The organism is Pseudomonas sp. NPDC098747 (assembly GCF_044760045.1).
Taxonomy (GTDB): Bacteria; Pseudomonadota; Gammaproteobacteria; order Pseudomonadales; family Pseudomonadaceae; genus Aquipseudomonas.
In genome coordinates, this window is sequence record NZ_JBIWAL010000056.1 from 13,237 (window position 1) to 34,120 (window position 20,884).

Annotated in this window: 21 protein-coding genes; all 21 read right to left on the reverse strand. The window is 59.7% G+C overall.

Features of this window, described 5'->3' with window-relative positions; genetic code table 11:
- Window positions 1-76: 76 nt before the first annotated feature.
- Window positions 77-1,006, reverse strand: coding sequence for a PfkB family carbohydrate kinase (locus ACIQVE_RS24465; RefSeq protein WP_402813307.1), 930 nt, complete (start codon window positions 1,004-1,006; stop codon window positions 77-79).
- Complete coding sequence (locus ACIQVE_RS24470; RefSeq protein ID WP_402813309.1) at window positions 999-2,465, reverse strand: purine-cytosine permease family protein; 1,467 nt, start codon at window positions 2,463-2,465, stop codon at window positions 999-1,001. The genes ACIQVE_RS24465 and ACIQVE_RS24470 overlap by 8 nt, the downstream gene beginning before the upstream one ends.
- A gap of 212 nt (window positions 2,466-2,677) precedes the next feature.
- Window positions 2,678-3,676 (reverse strand): ADP-ribosylglycohydrolase family protein, encoded by a 999-nt coding sequence (locus ACIQVE_RS24475; protein ID WP_402813311.1) that lies wholly within the window; start codon window positions 3,674-3,676, stop codon window positions 2,678-2,680.
- On the reverse strand, window positions 3,673-4,386 hold the full coding sequence (locus ACIQVE_RS24480) for a GntR family transcriptional regulator (RefSeq protein ID WP_402813314.1): 714 nt from the start codon (window positions 4,384-4,386) through the stop codon (window positions 3,673-3,675). The genes ACIQVE_RS24475 and ACIQVE_RS24480 overlap by 4 nt, the downstream gene beginning before the upstream one ends.
- Window positions 4,387-4,716: 330 nt before the next feature.
- On the reverse strand, window positions 4,717-5,685 hold the full coding sequence (gene araH, locus ACIQVE_RS24485) for an L-arabinose ABC transporter permease AraH (protein ID WP_402813317.1): 969 nt from the start codon (window positions 5,683-5,685) through the stop codon (window positions 4,717-4,719).
- Between the two features lie 12 nt (window positions 5,686-5,697).
- The gene (gene araG, locus ACIQVE_RS24490; RefSeq protein WP_402813320.1) at window positions 5,698-7,242 is read right to left on the reverse strand and encodes an L-arabinose ABC transporter ATP-binding protein AraG; all 1,545 of its coding nucleotides are present in this window, start codon (window positions 7,240-7,242) and stop codon (window positions 5,698-5,700) included.
- 55 nt (window positions 7,243-7,297) lie between these two features.
- A complete protein-coding gene (locus ACIQVE_RS24495; protein WP_402813322.1) occupies window positions 7,298-8,302 on the reverse strand; it encodes a substrate-binding domain-containing protein in 1,005 nt (334 codons plus the stop codon).
- A 136-nt stretch (window positions 8,303-8,438) separates the two neighbouring features.
- The gene (locus ACIQVE_RS24500) at window positions 8,439-9,257 is read right to left on the reverse strand and encodes an SDR family oxidoreductase (RefSeq protein WP_402813325.1); all 819 of its coding nucleotides are present in this window, start codon (window positions 9,255-9,257) and stop codon (window positions 8,439-8,441) included.
- Between the two features lie 270 nt (window positions 9,258-9,527).
- The gene (locus ACIQVE_RS24505; protein ID WP_402813328.1) at window positions 9,528-10,403 is read right to left on the reverse strand and encodes an SMP-30/gluconolactonase/LRE family protein; all 876 of its coding nucleotides are present in this window, start codon (window positions 10,401-10,403) and stop codon (window positions 9,528-9,530) included.
- A 131-nt stretch (window positions 10,404-10,534) separates the two neighbouring features.
- Window positions 10,535-11,251 carry a FadR/GntR family transcriptional regulator gene (locus ACIQVE_RS24510; RefSeq protein WP_402813331.1) on the reverse strand — a complete coding sequence of 239 codons (717 nt, stop codon included), beginning with the start codon at window positions 11,249-11,251 and terminating at the stop codon, window positions 10,535-10,537.
- Between the two features lie 189 nt (window positions 11,252-11,440).
- A complete protein-coding gene (locus ACIQVE_RS24515) occupies window positions 11,441-12,001 on the reverse strand; it encodes a DUF1285 domain-containing protein (RefSeq protein ID WP_402813333.1) in 561 nt (186 codons plus the stop codon).
- Between the two features lie 16 nt (window positions 12,002-12,017).
- Window positions 12,018-12,623, reverse strand: a complete 606-nt coding sequence (locus ACIQVE_RS24520) for a DUF4823 domain-containing protein (protein ID WP_150616009.1) — start codon at window positions 12,621-12,623, stop codon at window positions 12,018-12,020.
- Window positions 12,624-12,792: 169 nt separating this feature from the next.
- Complete coding sequence (locus ACIQVE_RS24525; protein ID WP_402813337.1) at window positions 12,793-13,761, reverse strand: GTP 3',8-cyclase MoaA; 969 nt, start codon at window positions 13,759-13,761, stop codon at window positions 12,793-12,795.
- Window positions 13,762-13,898: 137 nt separating this feature from the next.
- Complete coding sequence (locus ACIQVE_RS24530; protein WP_016986022.1) at window positions 13,899-14,537, reverse strand: TetR/AcrR family transcriptional regulator; 639 nt, start codon at window positions 14,535-14,537, stop codon at window positions 13,899-13,901.
- A 360-nt stretch (window positions 14,538-14,897) separates the two neighbouring features.
- Complete coding sequence (locus ACIQVE_RS24535) at window positions 14,898-15,689, reverse strand: TatD family hydrolase (RefSeq protein ID WP_402813340.1); 792 nt, start codon at window positions 15,687-15,689, stop codon at window positions 14,898-14,900.
- Between the two features lie 14 nt (window positions 15,690-15,703).
- Window positions 15,704-16,060 (reverse strand): PilZ domain-containing protein, encoded by a 357-nt coding sequence (locus ACIQVE_RS24540; RefSeq protein ID WP_042560427.1) that lies wholly within the window; start codon window positions 16,058-16,060, stop codon window positions 15,704-15,706.
- A 57-nt stretch (window positions 16,061-16,117) separates the two neighbouring features.
- A complete protein-coding gene (locus tag ACIQVE_RS24545) occupies window positions 16,118-17,101 on the reverse strand; it encodes a DNA polymerase III subunit delta' (protein WP_402813344.1) in 984 nt (327 codons plus the stop codon).
- Entirely contained in the window at window positions 17,094-17,726 is a 633-nt protein-coding gene (gene tmk, locus ACIQVE_RS24550) for a dTMP kinase (RefSeq protein WP_042560429.1), read from the reverse strand. Before tmk ends, ACIQVE_RS24545 begins: the two co-directional genes overlap by 8 nt.
- Window positions 17,727-17,745: 19 nt before the next feature.
- Window positions 17,746-18,921: an endolytic transglycosylase MltG gene (gene mltG, locus ACIQVE_RS24555; RefSeq protein WP_402813347.1), complete on the reverse strand. Its 1,176-nt coding sequence runs from the start codon at window positions 18,919-18,921 to the stop codon at window positions 17,746-17,748.
- A 3-nt stretch (window positions 18,922-18,924) separates the two neighbouring features.
- Window positions 18,925-19,740: an aminodeoxychorismate lyase gene (gene pabC, locus ACIQVE_RS24560; RefSeq protein WP_402813350.1), complete on the reverse strand. Its 816-nt coding sequence runs from the start codon at window positions 19,738-19,740 to the stop codon at window positions 18,925-18,927.
- Window positions 19,740-20,884 (reverse strand): beta-ketoacyl-ACP synthase II (fabF, locus tag ACIQVE_RS24565; protein ID WP_402813353.1); only part of this gene is annotated, 1,145 nt, incomplete at its 5' end. The genes pabC and fabF, both read right to left, overlap by 1 nt.

Sequence of the window (20,884 nt, forward strand, 5' to 3'; positions counted from 1 at the left end):
AGGGATCGAAGGTGTTCGCAGATGAAGTGTCCACCACAAAAACTGTGGGAGCTGGCTTGCCAGCGATGGCGGTAGATCAGTCGCCGCAAGTCTCACGGATAAGCGCATCCACTTGCGCAGTACCCGGCGCTGTCGCCGGCCCCCTCCGCGTCACCGCCAATGCCGCCGCCGCATTCGCCCGCCGCGCCGCTTCGTGCGCAGTCAAACCCTGCGCCAATCCCGCAACAAACACCCCGGCATGCGCATCTCCGGCACCATTGCTGTCGACTGCTTTCACAGCAAACCCCGGCACATGCTGACGCTCATCATGCTGAAGAATCCAGCAACCCTGCGGGCCATCGCGCACCACCATCAACACGTCTTGCGGCAGATGCTCAGCCAAACGATCGAGCGCAATTCCGATGTCCTCAGCACCGGTAAAACGCAACGCCTCGACACTGTTGCTGGTCCACACATCAATGCGCGGCAGCAGCGCCTGCATCAGCGGTGAATCCGGCGATTCCACTAACGGGCCCGGATCGAACACCACGTGGATCGTGGCTGGCAATGCCAACGTCCAGTCAAGCAAAGCCTGCGCTTTACCCTCGTGCAGCAGGCTGTAACCACTGAGATAAACGTAGTCCCCGGCCTCAAAAGCCACGCTGTTCAAATCATCGACGGTCACCTCGCCTTCGGCGCCGATGTAAGAAATGAAACTGCGCTCGGCCGACGCATCGGTCAGCGCCACACACAAACCGGTATCGCGCTCTGCGGGCTGGCTGATGCCGATGAGAATCCCCTCGGCATGCATCGCCTGGCGCGCCAGATCGCCGAAACGCCCGGTGCCATGGCGACCGAGATAGACCACCGGCAAGCCATTGCGCACCGCCGCCGCCATCACGTTGAAACCGCCGCCGGCCGCAAAATCGGCGGACTGCGCCAGTACGTCGCCGCCGATCTGCGGCAGTTTATCCACGGCCATGACCAGATCGATGATGACCTGGCCGGTGTGCAACATCTTAGGCATGAGCATTCTCGACTGGCGCGGCGCGGCGATCTTTGGCCCCGCCGAGGACGAAATAAATGCCGCCGGCGACCACAAACGTCACGATCCAGCCGAGGCCGTTGTGGCCCAGCCACGAGTCGGACAGGAAGCCCTTGAACCAGACATTCTCAGCGGTGGTGCCGATGGTGGTAAAGCTGAAGCCAAGCACAATGGCAATCGCCCACGCGCCGAACGCGCGCCACTCGATGCCGCCGCTGTACCAATAGGCGCTGCTCGGGCTGACGTCGAGCAGGTCTTGCGGGCTGTAGTAATGACGATGGATCAAGTCGACCACGAAGATCCCGACCCACGCCGTAATCGGCACCGCCAGCAAGGAAATGAAGGTGATGAACGGGCCGTAGAAGCTGTCGGCGATCAGCATGAAATAGATCGAACCGGCGAAGATCGCGACGATGTCGACCACCACCGCGTAGACGCGCTTGACCTTCAGGCCAAGGGTCAGCGTGGTCAAACCGGCGGAGTACACCGACAGATTATTTGACAGCAGCAGACCACCGAACGCAGTGATCAGGTACGGCACGGCCATCCACGTCGGCAGCATGTCGCGGATCGCCACGATCGGGTCAGTTGCCGAGGCGAGATCATTGTTACCCACTGACAACAGGCCGCCGAGGGTGATCAGCAGCACCAGCGGAATGCCCGCGCCGAACGCGGCGGAAGCCACCAAGCGCGCGGCTTTGACGCTGCGATGCTGATAGCGCGACATGTCGGCGCCCGCGTTGGCCCAACCAATGCCGGTGCCGGCCGCCATGGTGCCGATGCCGATGATCATTGCGCTGACCGGCGCCGGTGTGGCGTTGAACACCGCACTCCAGTCGATGGTGGCGCAAAGGAAGCCGCCGACCAGAATGTTCAGCGCGCCGAACACATAAGTCGCCCACTTCTGGATCACTAGCAGGGTCGCATGGCCGAGGCCGGAGACCGACAAGGTCAGCAACACGAAAATCGCGATGAAGAGCAGCGTCAGCACGGGTGCGCTTTTCGCTTCAACCGGTGAGCCGAACAAGATCGAGCACAGCGACAGCAGCACGAACGCAGCGGTAGTCGTGTTGACGGTTTCCCAGCCCAGACGCGACATCAGCGAGACCAGCGTCGGGCCGATATTGCCGCGCACGCCGAAGATCGCCCGCGACAAGGTCAGACTCGGCGCGCGGCCACGGCGGCCGGCAATCGAGATGATTCCGACCACCGCAAACGAACCGGCAGCGCCAATGATCGCGACGATGATCGCCTGCCAGATCGCCAGGCCACGAAACGCCACCAGCGTGGCGCCCAGCGGCAGGCCGAGAATGGAAATATTGGCGGCGAACCAGACCCAGAACAGTTGCAGCGGATGACCGTTGCACTCGGCTTCCGGCACCGGCTCGATGCCACGGGTTTCCAGTTGCCCGGCGCTTTGCCCGGCGTTCGATGAACTCATGAAAATGCTCCTGTTTGCCTTTTTTGTGGTTGTGGCAATGATGCGAAACTACAAGACATTCCGGCCGTTCCTGGCCTGTCTTTGCGATCCATTGCGGGTTAATGATTCAAAACGGCGGCGCGCCATTCGCGAGCAAGCTCGCTCCCACAGGGTTATGTGAATGTCACAAATCCATTGTGGGAGCGAGCTTGCTCGCGAAAGCGTCGGTCCAGTCAGCGCAAGGCCATCAAACCCTGCACCAACGGCTCAAGCTCCAAATGATTGACGGCTTTCACCGTCGCGATCATCGGCACCGGCCAACACTCAAGACCCAGGCAGGCCCCAAGCATCGCCCCGAGAATCGCGGCGATGGTATCGGTGTCGCCACCCAGACTCGCCGCCATGCACAACGCATCAAACGCGCTCATCTCACCAATGGCCACTTGCTGCGCCAGGGCAAACGAGACCACCACCGACTCCTGCGACGCCACCGAGGTGCCGATCACGTCATAGAGCAGATCGGCCAACAACGCTTTGTCGCTGTCGACGCTGATGCTGCGTGCCCAACTGATGCGCGAAGCGATGCGCCCACCGGCCACCCAGTGACCGTGTTCTTGCGCTTGTAGCGCGATTTGTTGGCCGAGGTTCAGCGCCTCGCCCAGATCCATGCCATTGATCCCGGCCGAGACCACCGCCGCCACCGCCGCCGCGCTGGAAATCCCCAGCGTGGTGTTGTGCGTGACCTGACAGGCCTGCACCACCGCCGCGATAAACCGCTGCGGATCACTGACGTCTGCCGCGATCCCCACCGGCGTGATGCGCATCGCCGCGCCATTGGTCGTGCCGTAGCGGCCGGCCTCTTCCGGCGAGTGGCCGGCGAGGATCATTTCGATGGCGCGCTTGGTCGACGGGCCCAGCAGGTCCTGCGAGCCTTTGGCCTGCATCTGCGCTTCCCACTCGATCAGCCGCTGCGCAAGGATGGCCGGTTCGATATGACCCTTGCCTTCGACCAGCAATTCGCCAACCAGAATCGCCTGTTCGGTGTCGTCGGTGATTGAGCCCTTGGGCATGTTCGCAGCGATCGGTTGCAAGGGGCCTGCGTCTTGCAGATCGGTGATCTGGCCGAACCGCGTCTTGATCGTCTCGCGGTTCAGCGATTGCGTTGGCATGCCCAGCGCATCACCGAGGGCCAGGCCATAAAACGCGCCGAGAGCACGGTTGACCGGGGTCATTTCGATTCTCCAAATTGCAGGTGCAAACGGAAATGCACCGGGTCGAGCAGGCTTTCGACCTGCTCCATGAAACGGTTTTGGCGGTCGTAGGTGGTGCGCAGGGCTTTGAGGAAAACCGTGCCTTGCGGGCGGCCGAGCAGTTCGGCGTCTTCGGCATTCAAGGGTTCGGCGCCGATCCACTGATCGCCGCGCTCGCCGATGTAGCCGTAGGCGGCCAGTGTGATGGTCAGGGAATCGTCGATCAAGCCGACACGCGGCAGGCTTTCCAGGCCTCCGTTGGCGGGCATCAGAGAACGTTCGAGGGACACCAGCGTGCCGTCGTTCGAGCGGCGGCGACGCTCGAGCAGGATGAATTGATCGGAACCGAACACGGCCGACAGATCAGTTCGGGTCACGGCTTCGAGGCGCAAGACTTCGGTGTTGATCAACGCGCCCGTGTCCGCCAGCGCCTGCGCCCAGCCGCTGCGCTGGTCGAGCGCCACACCGTCAAACGTGACGATGGAACCGACCCCGCTTTGCGTGGCGATGTATTTACGCCGCTTCAGTTCCGCCAGCGCTTCGCGCAACGTGCCACGGCTGACTTGGAATTCTTGAGCCAACTGGTGCTCGCCGGGCAACAGAAAGCCGTCCTCCATGAGGCCACTTTCGATGCGTCGGACGAGCTCGTCGACCACCCGTTGTTTCTTGTCAAATCGTACCTGTCTAATCATGTACAAAGTGATAACCGAAACGGATGCGGACGGGCAAGGGATTTTTAGTTGAGCAGACGGAAGGCGGGAAGATCAAAAGCACCCTCACCCTAGCCCTCTCCCGGAGGGAGAGGGGACTGAACGGGGGATGCTTTAGAATTACACCGACCTGAAATAGCATTGCCGAATCTACAATCGATAAGATTTTTCAGGTCGATGCAGGATGCTTTACCGAATCCATAATCAACTCGGTATTTCAGGTCGATGTTTGACGCGAGACACTGCGGTCGGCCCCCTCTCCCTCTGGGAGAGGGATGGGCGGGCGGCGTTCCGATGAGGGTAGCCATTGACCTAGCGTTGTTTCAGGCGATCAATAACCACGGCCAACAGCAGAATCGATCCGCGAATCACGTACTGATAAAACGTATCAATGTTCTTCAGGTTCATCGCATTCTCAATGATCGCCAAAATCAGCACCCCGGCAATCACATGCCGAATCATGCCGATCCCGCCGCTCAGCGACACCCCGCCCAGCACGCACGCCGAAATCACCGTCAGCTCGAAACCCTGACCGATCATCGGCTGCCCAGAGGTCATGCGCGACGCCAGAATCACCCCGGCCAGCGCGCCGATCAAACCATGCACGGCGAAGATGATGATCTTGGTCCGATCAACATTCACCCCCGCCAGCAACGCCGCTTCCTGGTTGCCACCTATGGCCATGGTGTTGCGCCCGTAGGTGGTGTAATTCAGCAGCCAGCCGAAAAACAGGAAGCAGACGATGGTGATCAGGATCGGCACCGGCACGCCGAACAACTGGCCGTTGCCGAACACGAAGAACGATTCCTGCGACACGCCCACCGCTTTACCGTTGGCAAAAATGTAGGCCAGGCCACGGACAATCTGCATGGTCGCCAGCGTCGTGATCAACGCATTGACGCGCAATTTGGCAATCACAATCCCGTTGATCAGCCCGACGATCAGGCCCATCAAAAGCGCGGCACTGACGCCGAGGAACACGCTGTCGGTGTCGCGCATCACCACCGCCGCAACCACGCCAGCGCAGGCGATAACAGAGCCCACCGACAAGTCGAAATGCCCCGACGCCAGGCAATACAACATGGTGCAAGCGGCAATCCCGGTGGTGGAAATCGCCAGGCCCAATCCGCGCATGTTCAGCGGCGAAAGGAAGTTGTCGATCAGCAAGGTGCAGGCGACAAAAATGCCCACGGCCGCCAGCAGCATGACCCAGTCATCGAGGAAGCGGCGCATGTCCAAGGGTTTGCGCTCTTTGGGCAGGGTTTCGTTTTGGGTTGTCATCATAGTCACCTCTCAGTTCGCCACGCCGTCAGCGCGGTGGCGCGGCAAAGCCAGTTGCAGCAGGTTGGATTCGTTGGCCTGGTCGCGGCTGATTTCGCCGCGCAGGGCGCCTTCGCACAGCACCAGGATGCGATCGGAAATGCCCATCACTTCCATCAGGTCGCTCGACACCACAATCACCGAAATACCGTCAGCGGCGAGGTTATGGATGATCTGGTAAATCTCGGCTTTGGCGCCGATGTCGATGCCACGGGTCGGTTCGTCGAGCAGCAGGACTTTCATCGGCATCGACAGCCAGCGACCGAGAATGGCTTTCTGCTGATTACCGCCGGAGAGGAATTTGATCTGCTGGCCGGCGTGGGGCGTTTTGACTTTCAGCGCCTTGATCTGTTTGTCGGCGTTGTCCTTCTCCCACAGGCCGCGAATCAGGCAGCCAAGACCCGAATGCGCACCGCGTGCGCTGATATTGATGTTCTCGGCGACGCTGGCCAGCGGAATGATCCCTTCCTTCTTGCGATCCTCGGGGCACAGCAGAATCCCGGCGGCAATTGCATCGCGCGGTGAGCGCAGTTTCAGTTCATGGCCACGCAGTTCAAGGCGTCCGGCGGTTTTGCGCTCCAGGCCACTGAGCAAACGAAACAACTCGGTGCGCCCTGCGCCGACCAATCCGAACAAGCCAAGAATCTCGCCTTTGTGCGCCTCGAAACTGATTGGCTCACGCAGACCCGGGCCGAGCAGACCGTCGACTTTCAGTGCCACCGCGCCGCGTGGGCGGTGGCGGTAATCGTAGATATCCTGAATGTCGCGACCGACCATGCAGGTCACCAGTTGATCGTGGGTCAACTGGCTCATGTCCTCGAAGGTGCGCACGTAGCGGCCGTCCTTGAAGACCGTCACGGCGTCGCAGATACGGAACACCTCTTCCATGCGATGGGACACGTAAAGCACGACTTTGCCCTCGTCGCGCAGGCGCCCGATGATTGCCATCAAACGGTCGATCTCGCGCGCCGAAAGGCTGCTGGTCGGTTCGTCGAAGGCGATCACATGGGCGCCACGCGACAGCGCCTTGGCGATTTCCACCAGTTGCCGTTGGCCCAGCGACAAACGCCCGACCTTGGTCTGCGGGTCGATTTCATCCGCCAGGCCTTTGAGGCAATTCAGCGCCTGCTGACGCAGCGTGCCGCGATTGATCAAACCGAAACTGGCCGGCAGATGGCCGAGGAACAGGTTCTCGGCGACGGTCATTTCCGGCACCAGATGCAGCTCCTGGTGAATCACCGCCACGCCGCTGCCGATGCTGTCGGCGGTCGACTTGAACGCCATCGTCTGCTCGCCGATCTGCAACTCGCCGCTGCTCGGAATGTAAGCGCCGCCGAGGATTTTCAGCAGGGTCGATTTGCCAGCGCCGTTCTCGCCCATCAAGGCGTGAACCTGGCCGGGATGGGCGACGAAGCTGATGCCGTCCAGCGCTTTCACGCCGGGAAAGGTTTTGCCGATCCCGTTGAAGCGCAAGCTGCCGCCGGCGCTGTGTTCTTGTCTTTGTACTTGCGCGTGCATTTAAGCCACCTCTTCACACCGTTCAAACGGCCCGGTTGCCCGGGCCATCGCTACGTCAGTTCCACAAGCCGATTTTTTCCAGCTCTTGCTTGAAGTTCTCGCGGGTGATCAGGGTGACGTCGTCCATAGCCGTATATTTCGGCGGCTCTTTGCCGGTGGTGACCCACTCGTACATCATCTCGGCGGTCTTGTAGCCTTCGATGTGCGGGCTCGGCAGCATCGAACCGAAGAAGCCGCTGTTAGGCTTTTTCAGCTCGCCGATGGCGTCGGTGCCGTTGATGCCGATGCCGATCACGTTGGCCGCGGCAAACCCGGCGGCTTCGGTAGCGCGGACGCCACCGAGCACGGTGTTGTCGTTCATGCCGCCGATGATCAGGTTCTTCGCCGCGCTCGGCAGTTTCACCAACGCCGAGTTAGTGGCGTCCATGCTGCCTGGCACATCGAGGGTTTTCAGCGCCGCGAACAGAATGTGATCCTTCGGCATGCCGGCTTCTTCAAGTGCTTTCACCGAGCCGTCGGTGCGCTTCTTGCCGGTGTCGAGTTCGTTGTAGGTGTTGACCACCGCGTAGGTGTCTTTCCAGTCCCAGTTGCGCTTTTTCGCTTCGGCAGCCATGGCGGCGCCCTGCTTCTGGCCGACCTCAAACGCGGCCATGCCGAGGTACGGCACGTCCTCCATGAACTTGCCGTTGGCGTCGACAAAACGGTCGTCCACGGCAATCACTTTTAGGTCATTGAGTTTGGCTTTGGCCATGATCGCCGGGCCGAGCGACACGTCCGGCGGGCAGATGACGAAGCCCTTGGCACCGTTGGCGGCCAGGCTATCGATGGCCGACAAGGTTTTTTCGCCATCGGGCACGGCGATCTTGATCAGTTCAAACCCCCTGTCCTTGGCGGCTTTCTCGGCGAAAGCCCACTCGGTCTGGAACCACGGCTCCTCGGCCTGCTTGACCAGGAAACCGATCTTCACAGCATCGGCGGCGAGCAGCGAACTGCTCAGGCTGAACGCGGTGACCGCCAACGCGGCACTGCACAGGGTACGAATCCCGAAACGACGTTTCATAAGCTGACTCCTTGTTATTTTTTTTGAGCAATATTTGAAAAGCGTTAAAGCAAGGTCCTGCAAAGCCTGTTGAAAATAGTCATATCGTATGATGATTGGATTTCAGACGGATTTCTCCGCTCGAAATCCAAATCAATCAGTCGTGGTACATCACCGAGCGACCACCATCGATGGTGATGCACGACGCATTGATGAACGGCGCTTCATCGCTGGCGAGGAACACCGCCGTCATCGCCACTTCAAGCGGCTGACCAATGCGTTTGGGCGGATGCAGATCGCGGGCGCGCTGGCGCTCGGCATGCGGGTCGGCGAAGCCATTCCAGTAATCGACGTTCAGTTGCGTTTCGACATAGCCCGGAGCGATGGCGTTGACGCGGATGCCTTTCGCTGCGTACTCGATACCGAGTGCGCGGGTCAGCCCGAGCAGACCGTGTTTAGCCACCGGGTACGGGAAACAGCCGGGAATAATGTGCGAGGAATGAGTCGAGGCGATGTTAATGATGCTGCCGATGCCCTGCTCGATCATCTGCGGCAATACCGCTTTGCAGCCGTACCACGCGCCGTCGAGGTCGATGGCGAAGCAGCGACGCCAGTCTTCTTCGGTCATCGCCAACGGATCGCGGAACACGTTGACCCCGGCGCAGTTGACCAGCACGTCGATGCGACCGTGCAGTTCAACGGCGCGTTTGGCCATGGCGTGCAGATCATCCTGGCTCGACACATCAGCCTTGATCGCCTGGACGTCAAAGCCTTGCTCGCGCCAATGGGCGGCAACCTGCTCGACTTTTTCGGCCTGGATGTCACTGATCAGCAGCTTGGCTTGCTGCGACGCGAAGGCTGCGACGATGGCTTCACCGATGCCCTGAGCGGCGCCAGTGAGCAGCACGACTTTGTTTTTCAGACGCTCGCCCTTCGGCGGTGCGGGCACCGGCGGCAGGGAAAGAGGTTCAGCCATGGCTCAGGACTCCTGTTCGCAAGCGCAAAAAAACCGGGCATCTGACGATGTCCGGTCTGGAAAGCGTTTAGAACTGAACAGGCAGGCACCGCTGACGGTATTGGACCGTTGCGTGGCACGGACTCCGCGTGGGAGTGCGATGGAAATTCGCTGCATCACTTCACCTGTTTTGTTCTTTTTAAGTGTGAGTGCGTGTTACTGCTGGAGCCGACTATAAACCCGACCGACAAATAATCTCAATATATAATTTTTCATCCCATATTTTGGGATCTAATCAGCAAAACGCGTACAGAGCTTTCCTGCAACATCAACGCGCATCGACAGCACCGCGCCATCCAGAGGATGGTTGTGCGGGCTCTTGGCGCTGGTGATGTAGAGGGTTTTCAGGTCTTCGCCGCCGAACACGCAACTGGTCGGGCGACTGATCGGCAGATCGATCTTGCGATCGACCTTGCCTTCCGGCGTCAGTCGCAGAAGACAGCTGCCATCCCAACGGGCGTTCCACACATAGCCTTCGACATCCATCGCCGAACCGTCCGGTCCGCCCTGCTGGTCGGGGCCGTACCAGATATTTGCGGCGTCGAGGTTGCCGTCGGCATGAATGAAATAGCGATAGAGCGTGCTGTCGAGGCTGTCACCGAACAGCAGCGTGGTGCCGTCGTCGCTCCACAGCAGCGTGTTGGGAATCCCCAGATTAAGTAGCAATGGCGTAACGCGTTTATCCGGATCGATGCGGAACAGGCCACCGGAGCGACGGACGATCGGCAGATCTTCACCCTGCTCGCCGATGTTGTTTTGCATGGTGCTGAGCCAGAGTCGGCCTTGCCCATCGCAGCGGGCTTCGTTGGGACGATTGCCGGGTTGCGGGTCGGCGACGCAGAACAGGGTCAGGCGCGGTTCAAGCCCCGGGGAATCGAGGTCGAGGCGATAGACGCCACTGCTCAACGTGACCAACGCATCGCCGCTGGCGCAGGGTATGAACGCGGAAACGTGCTCGGGCATTTGCCAGATCTGCACGTTTTGGCCAATCAGCCGCAGGGCTTGTTGGCCAGCGATATCAACCCAGTACAGCGCCTGAGTCGGCGCATCCCAGAACGGGCCTTCACCGAGTTGGGCGCGGTGTTGGGTCAGTGCGGTCCACGTCATATCAACTCCTATTTTGTTGGTATCAGTGTGGGAGCGAGCTTGCTCGCGAAAGCGGTGTATCAGTCGACGTTGATGTATCTGACATGACGCCTTCGCGAGCAAGCTCGCTCCCACACGGTAATCCGTGACCGTCAGCTGGCTTTTTTGTCGGCCATGACTTTCGGGTAAAACCGTTTGATCGCCAGGTCCGCGTTGTCGATCAGGGTCATGCAGGCCCACACACCGCGCGCAGAATCGCGGGCGGCGATGGCGTCGGCCATGTCTTTGTGGATCGGTAGGGTGCGGCGCAGTTCAGCCGGGTCAGCTGCCGAGACTTCGAACGAGACGGCCAGCAACGCGCCTAGCGCCGGGACCATTTGTTCAATGAACTGATTATGGCTGGCAGCAAGAATGCATTCGTGGAAGGCCTGATCGGCACGATTGTAATCGCCGCCGCTGTCTACGGCGCGCTCAAGGGCGTTGTAGGCCAGCTGCACAGCGTCGATCTGCTCCACCGTCGCCCGCTCGCAGGCCCAGCGCACGGCCATGGGTTCAATGGTGCGGCGCAGGTCGAGCAAGTCGTCGACGAAGTTTTCCGGCAGACCGTTGCGCGACAGCCAGCCAACGACCTGCGGATCGAACAGGTTCCAGCGGCGCACCGGCAACACGCGAGTGCCAACCTTCGGCCCGACTTCAAGCAGACCTTTGGCGACGAGGGTTTTGATCGCTTCGCGGATGACGGTGCGACTGACGCCGAGCTGCTCGCCCAGATCCGCCTCGACTTTGATGGTCTGCCCCGGTTTTACCTGGCCAGCCGCAATCCAGCTGCCCAGCCAGTCAACCGTTGATGCATGAAAGCTGCTGGACATGAACACCTCAAAGCGGATCGCGATGGGTGATCAAGCTAATGATCATATGATTGGGTGTCAAATCAGATTTTGTGGTTACGCAAAAACAATGTGGGAGCGAGTTTGCTCGCGAATGCGCCGGGTCAGTCAATGTTTTGGTCGACTGATACACCGCTTTCGCGAGCAAGCTCGCTCCCACAGGGATTTGTGTCAGGGTTCGAGGCCGATGCGGAAGAACTCGCCGCCACTCCACACACCGAGCCAGCTCTGCCCATCGATTTCGCGGCTGACCGCCATCTCAACGAGTTGGTAGAACAGATTGCGATGAATCAGCGCTTCAAGGTTGGTGCGTACATGTATGTAAGGGGCAGGCTCTTGCGTCGTCGGATCGATCTCAACTCGAATCGGATGCTCGGGCCCTGCCTCGGCGGTTTCGTCGACATTGGTGGTAAAGCGCAGCACTTGCGCCTCACCCTCGCCTTCAACCTCCACGGCAATCGCCACAAACGGCGCATCGTCGACCTTGATCCCGACCTTCTCCACCGGCGTGATCAGGAAATAATCATCACCGTCGCGGCGGATGATCGTGGAGAACAGCTTGACCATCGGCTTGCGCCCGATCGGCGTGCCCAGGTAATACCAGGTGCCGTCCCGGGCGATGCGCATGTCGATGTCGCCGCAGAAGTCTGGGTTCCACAAGTGCACCGGCGGCAGGCCTTTGGTTTTGGGGATTTGTCCCAACAGGTCATTGGCTTTTTGCGGGCCACTCATGGCGTACTCCTTGAAATTACTGGTTGCCGATCCCCAACAGGCTGCGCGCGTACTGCGCCAGCGGCGGGCCGATCAGGTCTTCGGGTTTGCTGTCATGGAACGTCAGTAAACCGCCACGACTCTTGATGCGTGCAGTATCAATCAAATACTGGGTGCTGGTCTCGATCAACATGATCTGAATCACGCCGCCGTCGATACCGAGACGATCCACCGCCTCCTCATCCAGCCACTCATCAGAGTTGCCGATACGGTCGTCAGCCTTGGCGAAACGGGTGTAGAGCAGATAATGCGCACCCGCGTCGCGGGCTTCGCCCATCGCTTGATCAAGGCCTTCCGGCGCACGGGCGCGGCGGACCATCGGGAAATATTCGACAAAGCCTTTGAACGCTTCTTCAGCGACCACGTTAGGACGCGGATACGAACCACCCGGCGGCGCAAACGCACCCTGGGCGATGTAGATAAACGAATCCGGCTGAATGCGGAAGTTGTTCACGCGGCGGCTGTCGCTGTGGTCCAGCAACCCCGCGTCGCTCATCTGATAGCGAGTGCCTTCGGCCATATCGCTGACAGTCATACAGCCGCCAAGCGCCAAAATGGCCAGCAGCAAAACCAGGCTACGCATCCTCATCCTCCAGAAGCCGGTGACGGAAAACCGGCGAATGGGCGTTGGATGCAGCTTTTGCGCCAGCTCGGGATCTTGGTGGCGTTATAGATCGCATTCGCGAGCAAGCTCGTTCCAACAGGGAAATGCATTCCGAATGTGGGAGCGAGCTTGCTCGCGAATGGGTTATTCAGCCGCCGATGATTTTCATGATGGTTGCGCCGCCCGAGAACGCCACTTCCTGCTTGTCGCCCAACGCCTTGACCAGCAAGCGCTGTAGCGCCGGCAGTGCCTGATGACGCGGTTTATCGAGCAGATCGCCGACATAGTGGCGGTTGCTCGACGACAGGCAACCATGCAGCCAGCCAGTTGAGGACAGGCGCAAGCGCGAGCAGGTCCGGCAAAACGGCACGCTCTCGTTGGCAATCACACCAAAGTTGCCCAACCCGGCAATTGCGTAACGCACGGCCGTAGCGTCCACGGGCGCATCGGTTTGCGCGTACTCGTAACGCTCGCCGATCAGCTCCAGCAATTGTTGAAGACTGACAAACTGTTGCAGGAAGGCATTGGAGTCTTTGGCCAGGTGGCCCATGCGCATCAGCTCGATAAAGCGCAGCTCATACCCACGCGCCAGGCAGTAATCGAGCAACGGCATGACCTGATCGAGGTTCTGGCCGCGCAACGGCACCATGTTGACCTTGATCTTCATTCCCGCTGCTGCGGCCTGATCCATGCCATCGAGCACGGTGGCCAGGTCGCCGCCACGGGCGATGCTGCGGAACGCGCCGGCGTCGAGGGTATCGAGAGACACGTTGATCCGGCGCAGACCGGCATCCAGAAGCAGCGGGAGTTTCTTGGCGAGGAGTTGACCGTTGGTGGTCAGACTAATGTCTTCCAGCCCCATCTTGCCGACGGCGGTCATGAACGATTCGAGTTTGGGGCTGACCAGCGGCTCGCCACCGGTAATGCGCAAACGCTCGATGCCAGCGGCTTCGATCAGATACGCCACGCCGCGTGCCATGGCTTCGGCCGACAGTTCATCCTGCGCAGCCACCAACCGCTTACCGTTAGGCACGCAGTAGGTACAAGCGTAATTGCAGGCTGAAGTCAGGCTGATCCGCAAATTGCGAAAACGCCTGCCTTGACGGTCAACGATCATGATCACTCCGGCAGAATAAAATCGAGCGACTAAAACTTGACTCACAAATCAAGTTTTAGCAAGCCCTATGCCTGAGTATATTCCTGCGGTACTGCGCCATGTAGCGAAATCATGGCGCAATAAAGCAGCTGAATGGCTCAGCTGCTTGGCGTTTCCGGGTCGCGTTTGCGCTTGTTGCCCATGCGTACGCCGATGTCCATCAGGAACTGGAAGAAACCTTCCTGATCTTCCAGCACATTGCTCCAGAACGGCGAGTGGTACAGCGCAACAGCGCCGTGCACCAATGCCCAGGCTGCGCAGTAGTGGAAGTAAGGCGGCACGTCTTCGAGCTTGCCTTCGCTGATGCGACCTTTGATCAGCAGCGTCAGGCGCTCGAAGTTCGAGGCGCGGATCTTGTGCAACTCCTCGACCATTTCCGGCACCTGATTGCCCTTGACCACCTTCTCTTCGAGGCGATCGAACAGACGGTAGCGCTGTGGATCGCGCATGCGGAATTCGAAGTAGGCACGGGACAGTGCTTCCTTGTCCTTGTCGACATCGGCCGAATGCAGCAGCTCGTTCAAATCGCGCTCGTAATCGAGCATCAGGCGTAGATAGATCTCAGCCTTGGACTTGAAGTGTTTGTAGATCGTGCCTTTGCCGATACCCACGGCATCAGCAATCATCTCGACGGTGACACTGTCTTCACCTTGGTCGAGGAACAGCTTGAGCGCGGTATCGAGAATTTCTTGCTCTCGGCGACGAAACTCACGGACCTTACGAGGTTCTTTGTGCATAAGAAAAGGTCTGAAGGGTCAAAATTCGAAGCCGCGTATTATGCCTAACTTGCGCAAAAATGCACGGATCATCCGACCACATCTGCGTTTCTTGTTCATTTTGAGAACGTTTGGGGCGCAATGAGAACTCAACTGAAGCAAACGTATTCCAAATTTGTTTAAAAACACCGACCGACTAACTGGACTGCACGCCAGACTGATCAATACTTCAACTGTCGGGCGACATCTCCCCCAAGTGTCGCGCCGATAAAGGTACCAACGGACCGCGTGCCTTTGTTTTACTCCTAATGGTCTTAACCCGGATTCACCCCCCAGAACCCGGGTTTTTTTTGCCTGCGATTTGGCGATCGCCCTACCGTATCAGCCAGAGGCTTTGACGTGAGCCAACGGGAACAAGCGTTTGAAGTTCTCCGTGGTCTGCTCGGCGAAGCGCTCGTAGCTCTCACCGCGCAGCATCGCCAGGAACTCAGCCACTTCGCGCACGTATTGCGGCAGGTTCGGCTTGCCGCGATAAGGGATCGGCGCCAGATACGGCGAATCGGTTTCAACCAGCAGACGATCCGCCGGGACCTTGCTGGCCACATCGCGCAAGGCGTCAGCATTGCGAAAGGTCACGATGCCCGACAGGGAAATGTAATAACCCATGTCCAGCGCAGCTTTGGCCATGTCCCAGTCTTCGGTAAAGCAATGCAGCACACCGGCCTGAGGCAACGCCGCTTCACGCAGCAGCTCAAGGGTATCGGCGCGGGCGCCGCGGGTGTGGATGATCACCGGTTTACCGGTCTGTTGAGCGGCTTGCAGGTGCAAGCGGAACGACGCCTGCTGCAACTCGGCGGCTTCAGGCTCGTAGTGATAGTCCAGACCGGTTTCACCAATCGCTACCACTTTCGGGTGATTAAGCTCATGCAGCAACCAATCCAGCGCAGGAGCGGCGCTGGGTTGTACATCGAGAGGATGCACGCCGACCGAGCAATCGACATCGTCGTAACGCTCGGCAAGAGCTTTGACGTCGGCGGCGTTGTCGGCGCTCACGCCGATGCACAGAAAATGCCCTACCCCTCGCTCGCGGGCGGCATCGAGTGCGGCATCCAGCGAGCCGTCATGGACGGCGAGGTCAAGGCGATCAAGGTGACAATGGGAATCTACGAGCATAAAAAGACGGCTACTTACATCGTATGAGTGGGACGGTCGGACTTGAGGGCTCCGGCCAGATGGGTTTCGATGCGACTGCGCGCGGTGTTGTCGCCATCATTGAACTGCACGCCGACACCCGCAGCGCGATTGCCTTGGGCACCTTTGGGCGTAATCCAGGTGACTTTGCCGGCGACCGGAATCTTTTCCGGCTCATCCATCAAGTTCAGTAGCATGAACACCTCGTCGCCCAACTTGTAGCTTTTGTTGGTCGGGATGAACAGGCCACCGTTCTTGATGAACGGCATGTAAGCGGCGTAAAGCACCGACTTGTCTTTGATGGTCAGGGACAAAATGCCGTTGCGCGGCCCCGGGCTGACGGGTTCATTCATGTTGACCTCCACTGCTGATGTTCAGAGTCTAGGCGCACACCGTCGTTCTTGCGGCAATCACCGTTGGCCAGGCAATCCCGCCCATTGCACTAACAGCGCCTCCAGCAACAGTGTCGGATTGAGGTTGGCCTTGCTCAACACTTTCTGTCGCTGCGCGAGAATCCAGTCCTGAATATCGAGCACTTTGCCTTGGGCGCTTTTCTGCGCCAGGTACTGCACCACTTTGCGCATATCGCTCAGACCAAGGCCCGCTTCATCCTGAGTCAGTTGATAACGCAGGATCAGGCTCGACCAGTCACAGAACCAGTCGAACAGGCGCAGCATCGGAATGCTTTTCCATTCTTCGGCCAATTGCGTGGGCGATTGCTGCTGCTTGAGCAACTTCTTCACCCCTTCGACCACTTGCGCGCGCTGTTCGCGAACGCCCTGGGACTGAAGCGTGACAGCCATCAACGGCGAACCAGCGGCCAGCGTCAGCAGTTCGACACGCTCCGCTTCGGAACACTCCGGCAGAGCCTGAGCCAGCCATTGCAGGCTCATCGCTTCGCCCGGCAGCGGGCAGGCCTGCTGCACGCAACGACTCTTGACCGTCGGCAACAAACGGCTCGGCTGGTGGCTGACGAGCAACAACACCGTATTGCCGGAAGGCTCCTCAAGGCTCTTGAGCAAGGCGTTGGCGGCGTTGATGTTCATCGACTCCGTGGGTTCGATCAGCACCACTTTGCGCCCGCCCAGTTGCGCGGTCTGCACCACGAAACTGACCAGATCGCGCACCTGATCGACCTTGATCGCCTTGTCGGCTTCTTCCGGTTCGAGAATGTAATTGTCCGGGTGACTGCCGGCCTTGAGCAGCATGCAGGATTTGCATTCACCGCAAGCCTCCGGCGTCGGGTGCTTGCACAACAGGCTGGCCATCAACCGCTCGGCCAGTGCGCGCTTGCCGATCCCGGCCGGCCCATGCAGCAGATAGGCGTGAGCATGCTGGCTACGTCCGGCCAGTTGCTGCCACAGGCTGTCTTGCCATGGATAGGCCTCAGCCACGGCTCAGCTCCAGCAAGTTCGGAATCAGGGTATCCAGCGATTGTTGAACCTTGACCAACGGCTGACCGGCATCAATCCGCACATAACGCGCAGGATCGGCTTCGGCACGCTTGAGGAATGCACTGCGCACTGCCTCGAAAAATGCCCGACCTTCCAGCTCAAAACGATCCAGACGACCACGAGCGCTGGCACGGGCCAGGCCGATTTCCACCGGCAGATCGAAAATCAGCGTCAGGTCCGGGCGCAGATCACCCTGCACGAACGCTTCCAGTGTCGCGATACGCTCCAGCGACAAACCGCGACCGCCACCCTGATAGGCATACGTCGAATCGGTAAAGCGATCACACAGCACCACCGCACCGCGTGCCAGTGCCGGGCGTATCACTTCGGCCAGATGCTGAGCGCGCGCGGCGAACACCAGCAGCAGTTCGGTATCCGGATTCATGACTTCGTCGGCCGGGGCCAGCAGCACATCGCGAATGCGCTCGGCCAGCGGCGTACCACCGGGCTCGCGGGTCAGCACAACCTCGACACCGGCGGCGCGCAAACGCTCGGCGAGGTATTCGCGGTTGGTACTCTTGCCGGCACCTTCCGGGCCTTCCAGGGTAATAAACAAGCCAGTCACAGGCAGTCCTTAATCAAAGTCATTGCGTGTTTTGTGGTGCCGCAGCGTCCGGGGTCGGCGCGGGTTCCTGAGCCGGAACCTGCGGCAGCGACTCGGGCGCGGTATCCGGTGATGCCGCAGGAGTCGCTTCATCGGTGGCCGGAGCTGATTCAGGCGTCGTCGTGGGCGCCGGGCTGGAGCGATAATCGGCACGGCGCTTCATCTGGAACTCGCGCACCGCATTGTTATGCGCATCGAGATCGTCAGAGAACACATGGCTACCGTCGCCACGCGCGACAAAATAGAGACTGGTGCCTCCCACCGGATTCAGCGCCGCGTGAATGGCTTCACGCCCGACCATCGCAATCGGCGTCGGCGGCAAGCCGGGAATCACGTAGGTGTTGTAGGGCGTCGGCTCCTTGAGATGAGCACGGGTCAACTTGCCGGTGTAGCGATCGCCCAAACCATAGATCACCGTCGGATCGGTCTGCAACTGCATGCCCAGTGCCATCCTGCGCACAAAAACCCCGGCAATTTCGCCGCGTTCCTGCGGTACACCGGTTTCCTTCTCGACCAGGGACGCCATGATCAGCGCTTGATAAGGTTCTTTGTACGGCGCATCGGCAGCGCGTTTTTCCCACTCTTTAGCCAGCACTTCGTCAAGACGCTCGAAAGACTTTTTCAGCAGTTCGGTATCGGACACGCCGCGCACGAACCGATAGGTATCGGGGAAGAAACGACCTTCCGGGAACAGACCTTTGTGGCCAATCTTCGCCATCACGTCGCTGTCGCTCAAACCATTGAGGGTCTGCTCGATTTTGTCATCCTTGGCCAGAGCGGCCCGCACCTGGTGGAAATTCCAGCCTTCAACCAGCGTCAGGCTGTACTGAACCACGTCGCCACGCTTCCACGAATCGATCAGACCGTTGACGGTCATGCCCGGCTGCATGCGGTATTCGCCAGTGTGGATCGGCGTGCCAGCAAGATTGAAACGCCAATAGACCCGTAGCCAGAAAGCGTCTTTGATGACGCCATCGCTTTCGAGTCCAAGGAAGGTACGGGTCGGTGTAGAGCCTTTCGGCACATCCAGCAGTTCTTCCTGCTTGATGTTCAGGGGCTGTTCCAGCGCGGAGTGAATCTTCCAGGCGCTAGCGCCCAACAGCAGCCCTGCCAGAACCAGTCCGGTTTCCAGCAGCAGCAAAAATTTACGTCTCACAAATCAGGCATCCAGTAGGGCGCGGGCAATGGTTTGCAGTTTACGGGTGAGCGGGCCAACCGGCCAGCTCAGTGCAGCGTAGGCGCGTACCGGCCAGACGCCATATACGCTGTTGCAGACAAACACTTCATCGGCCCATTGCAGCTGTTCAAGGCCGATATCGACGGTTTGGGTGGGGATGGCCAATGACTCGGCCTGAAACAATATTTCCGCGCGCATCACACCGGCGACACCGCAGCGTTTCAGATCGGGCGTGATCAACACTCCATCGCGCACCAGAAACAGGTTGCTGAACACACCTTCGATCACTCGACCTGCCTGATCGAGCATCAGGCCTTCGGCGTGTTCGCTGTCCTGCCATTCGGCGCGGGCGAGTACTTGTTCCAGGCGATTGAGGTGTTTGAGGCCGGCAAGCAACGGCTGTTTGGACAAACGCGTGCTGCACGGAAACAGGCGGACGCCCTGTTCAGCATGCTCAGCAGGATAAGCAGCGGGAGGGTTGCCTTGCAGAATGCGTCGGCCCGGCGCCGCAGGGTCTGGCGCGTAACCGCGCAAACCGTCGCCCCGAGTGAGGATGAGTTTGAGCACGCCCTCGCCCATCGCGGCAGCGTAACTTTGCAGCTCGTGGCGAATCAGTTCGATATCGACCGCGATGGCCAGACGCGAGCAGCCCTCGGCCAGGCGCGTCAGGTGTCGATCGAGCAATATCGGCTGACCGCCATGCACGGCGATGGTCTCGAACAGACCATCGCCGTAAGCCAGGCCGCGATCTTTCAGCGACAGAGTGTCAGCCGGTTGACCGTCGACCCAGCTGTCCATCAGCCTGCGAACCGACGGAACGCCAAGGTACCGTTGGTGCCGCCAAAGCCGAAGGAGTTCGACAATACGACATCGATGTCCATGTTGCGCGCGGTGTGCGGCACAAAATCGAGATCACAGCCTTCGTCCGGCTCATCAAGGTTGATGGTAGGTGGCGCCACCTGGCTGTTGATCGCCAAGATACTGAAGATCGCTTCGACCGCGCCCGCCGCACCCAAAAGGTGACCGGTCATGGACTTGGTGGAGCTGACCGCCAGCTTATAGGCGTGATCACCGAACACCGACTTGATCGCGTTGGCCTCGGCAAGGTCGCCGGCCGACGTCGAGGTACCGTGAGCGTTGATGTATTGCACTTGATCGACGTTGATTTTCGCATCGCGCAAGGCGTTAGTGATGCAGCGCGCTGCACCCGCGCCGTCGGCAGGTGGCGAAGTCATGTGGAACGCATCGCCACTGGTGCCAAAACCGATCAGCTCGGCGTAGATGGTCGCGCCGCGCGCCTTGGCGTGTTCGAGTTCTTCGAGCACCAATGCGCCGGCACCGTCGGACAGCACGAAACCGTCACGCCCCTTGTCCCAGGGACGACTGGCGCGGGTGGGCTCGTCGTTGCGGGTCGACAGCGCACGGGACGCGCCGAAGCCACCCATACCCAGACCGCAAGCAGCCATTTCGGCACCGCCGGCAATCATCACGTCGGCTTCGTCGTACATGATGTTGCGCGCCGCCATGCCGATGCAGTGCGTACCGGTGGTGCATGCAGTGGCGATGGCGTAGTTAGGCCCCTGTGCCCCCAGATGGATGGACAGGAAACCGGAAATCATATTGATGATCGAGCCTGGCACGAAGAATGGCGAGATTCGACGCGGGCCCGTCTCATGCAGAGTACGGCTGGTTTCTTCGATGTTGGTCAGACCGCCAATACCCGAACCCATGGCCACGCCAATGCGTTCACGGTTGGCGTCGGTGACTTCCAGGCCAGCGTTGCGTACAGCTTGAAAGCCTGCCGCGAGACCGTACTGAATGAACAGGTCGAGCTTGCGCGCTTCCTTGACCGACAGGTATTCCTCGACATTGAAGCCCTTTACCGAGCCGCCAAAGCGGGTGGAATAGGCAGATAGGTCGGTGTGTTCGATCAGACCAATGC

Coding starts and splice junctions, on each gene's coding strand:
- ACIQVE_RS24500 (WP_402813325.1), bottom strand. CDS start 9,257: ATGGCTGAACCTCTTTCCCTGCCGCCGGTGCCCGCACCGCCGAAGGGC.
- araH (WP_402813317.1), bottom strand. CDS start 5,685: ATGACAACCCAAAACGAAACCCTGCCCAAAGAGCGCAAACCCTTGGAC.
- ACIQVE_RS24510 (WP_402813331.1), bottom strand. CDS start 11,251: ATGTCCAGCAGCTTTCATGCATCAACGGTTGACTGGCTGGGCAGCTGG.
- ACIQVE_RS24480 (WP_402813314.1), bottom strand. CDS start 4,386: ATGATTAGACAGGTACGATTTGACAAGAAACAACGGGTGGTCGACGAG.
- ACIQVE_RS24495 (WP_402813322.1), bottom strand. CDS start 8,302: ATGAAACGTCGTTTCGGGATTCGTACCCTGTGCAGTGCCGCGTTGGCG.
- ACIQVE_RS24520 (WP_150616009.1), bottom strand. CDS start 12,623: ATGCGTAGCCTGGTTTTGCTGCTGGCCATTTTGGCGCTTGGCGGCTGT.
- ACIQVE_RS24465 (WP_402813307.1), bottom strand. CDS start 1,006: ATGCCTAAGATGTTGCACACCGGCCAGGTCATCATCGATCTGGTCATG.
- ACIQVE_RS24505 (WP_402813328.1), bottom strand. CDS start 10,403: ATGACGTGGACCGCACTGACCCAACACCGCGCCCAACTCGGTGAAGGC.
- ACIQVE_RS24525 (WP_402813337.1), bottom strand. CDS start 13,761: ATGATCGTTGACCGTCAAGGCAGGCGTTTTCGCAATTTGCGGATCAGC.
- araG (WP_402813320.1), bottom strand. CDS start 7,242: ATGCACGCGCAAGTACAAAGACAAGAACACAGCGCCGGCGGCAGCTTG.
- pabC (WP_402813350.1), bottom strand. CDS start 19,740: ATGGACAGCTGGGTCGACGGTCAACCGGCTGACACTCTGTCGCTGAAA.
- ACIQVE_RS24475 (WP_402813311.1), bottom strand. CDS start 3,676: ATGACCCCGGTCAACCGTGCTCTCGGCGCGTTTTATGGCCTGGCCCTC.
- ACIQVE_RS24515 (WP_402813333.1), bottom strand. CDS start 12,001: ATGAGTGGCCCGCAAAAAGCCAATGACCTGTTGGGACAAATCCCCAAA.
- ACIQVE_RS24535 (WP_402813340.1), bottom strand. CDS start 15,689: ATGCTCGTAGATTCCCATTGTCACCTTGATCGCCTTGACCTCGCCGTC.
- ACIQVE_RS24540 (WP_042560427.1), bottom strand. CDS start 16,060: ATGAATGAACCCGTCAGCCCGGGGCCGCGCAACGGCATTTTGTCCCTG.
- ACIQVE_RS24470 (WP_402813309.1), bottom strand. CDS start 2,465: ATGAGTTCATCGAACGCCGGGCAAAGCGCCGGGCAACTGGAAACCCGT.
- ACIQVE_RS24530 (WP_016986022.1), bottom strand. CDS start 14,537: ATGCACAAAGAACCTCGTAAGGTCCGTGAGTTTCGTCGCCGAGAGCAA.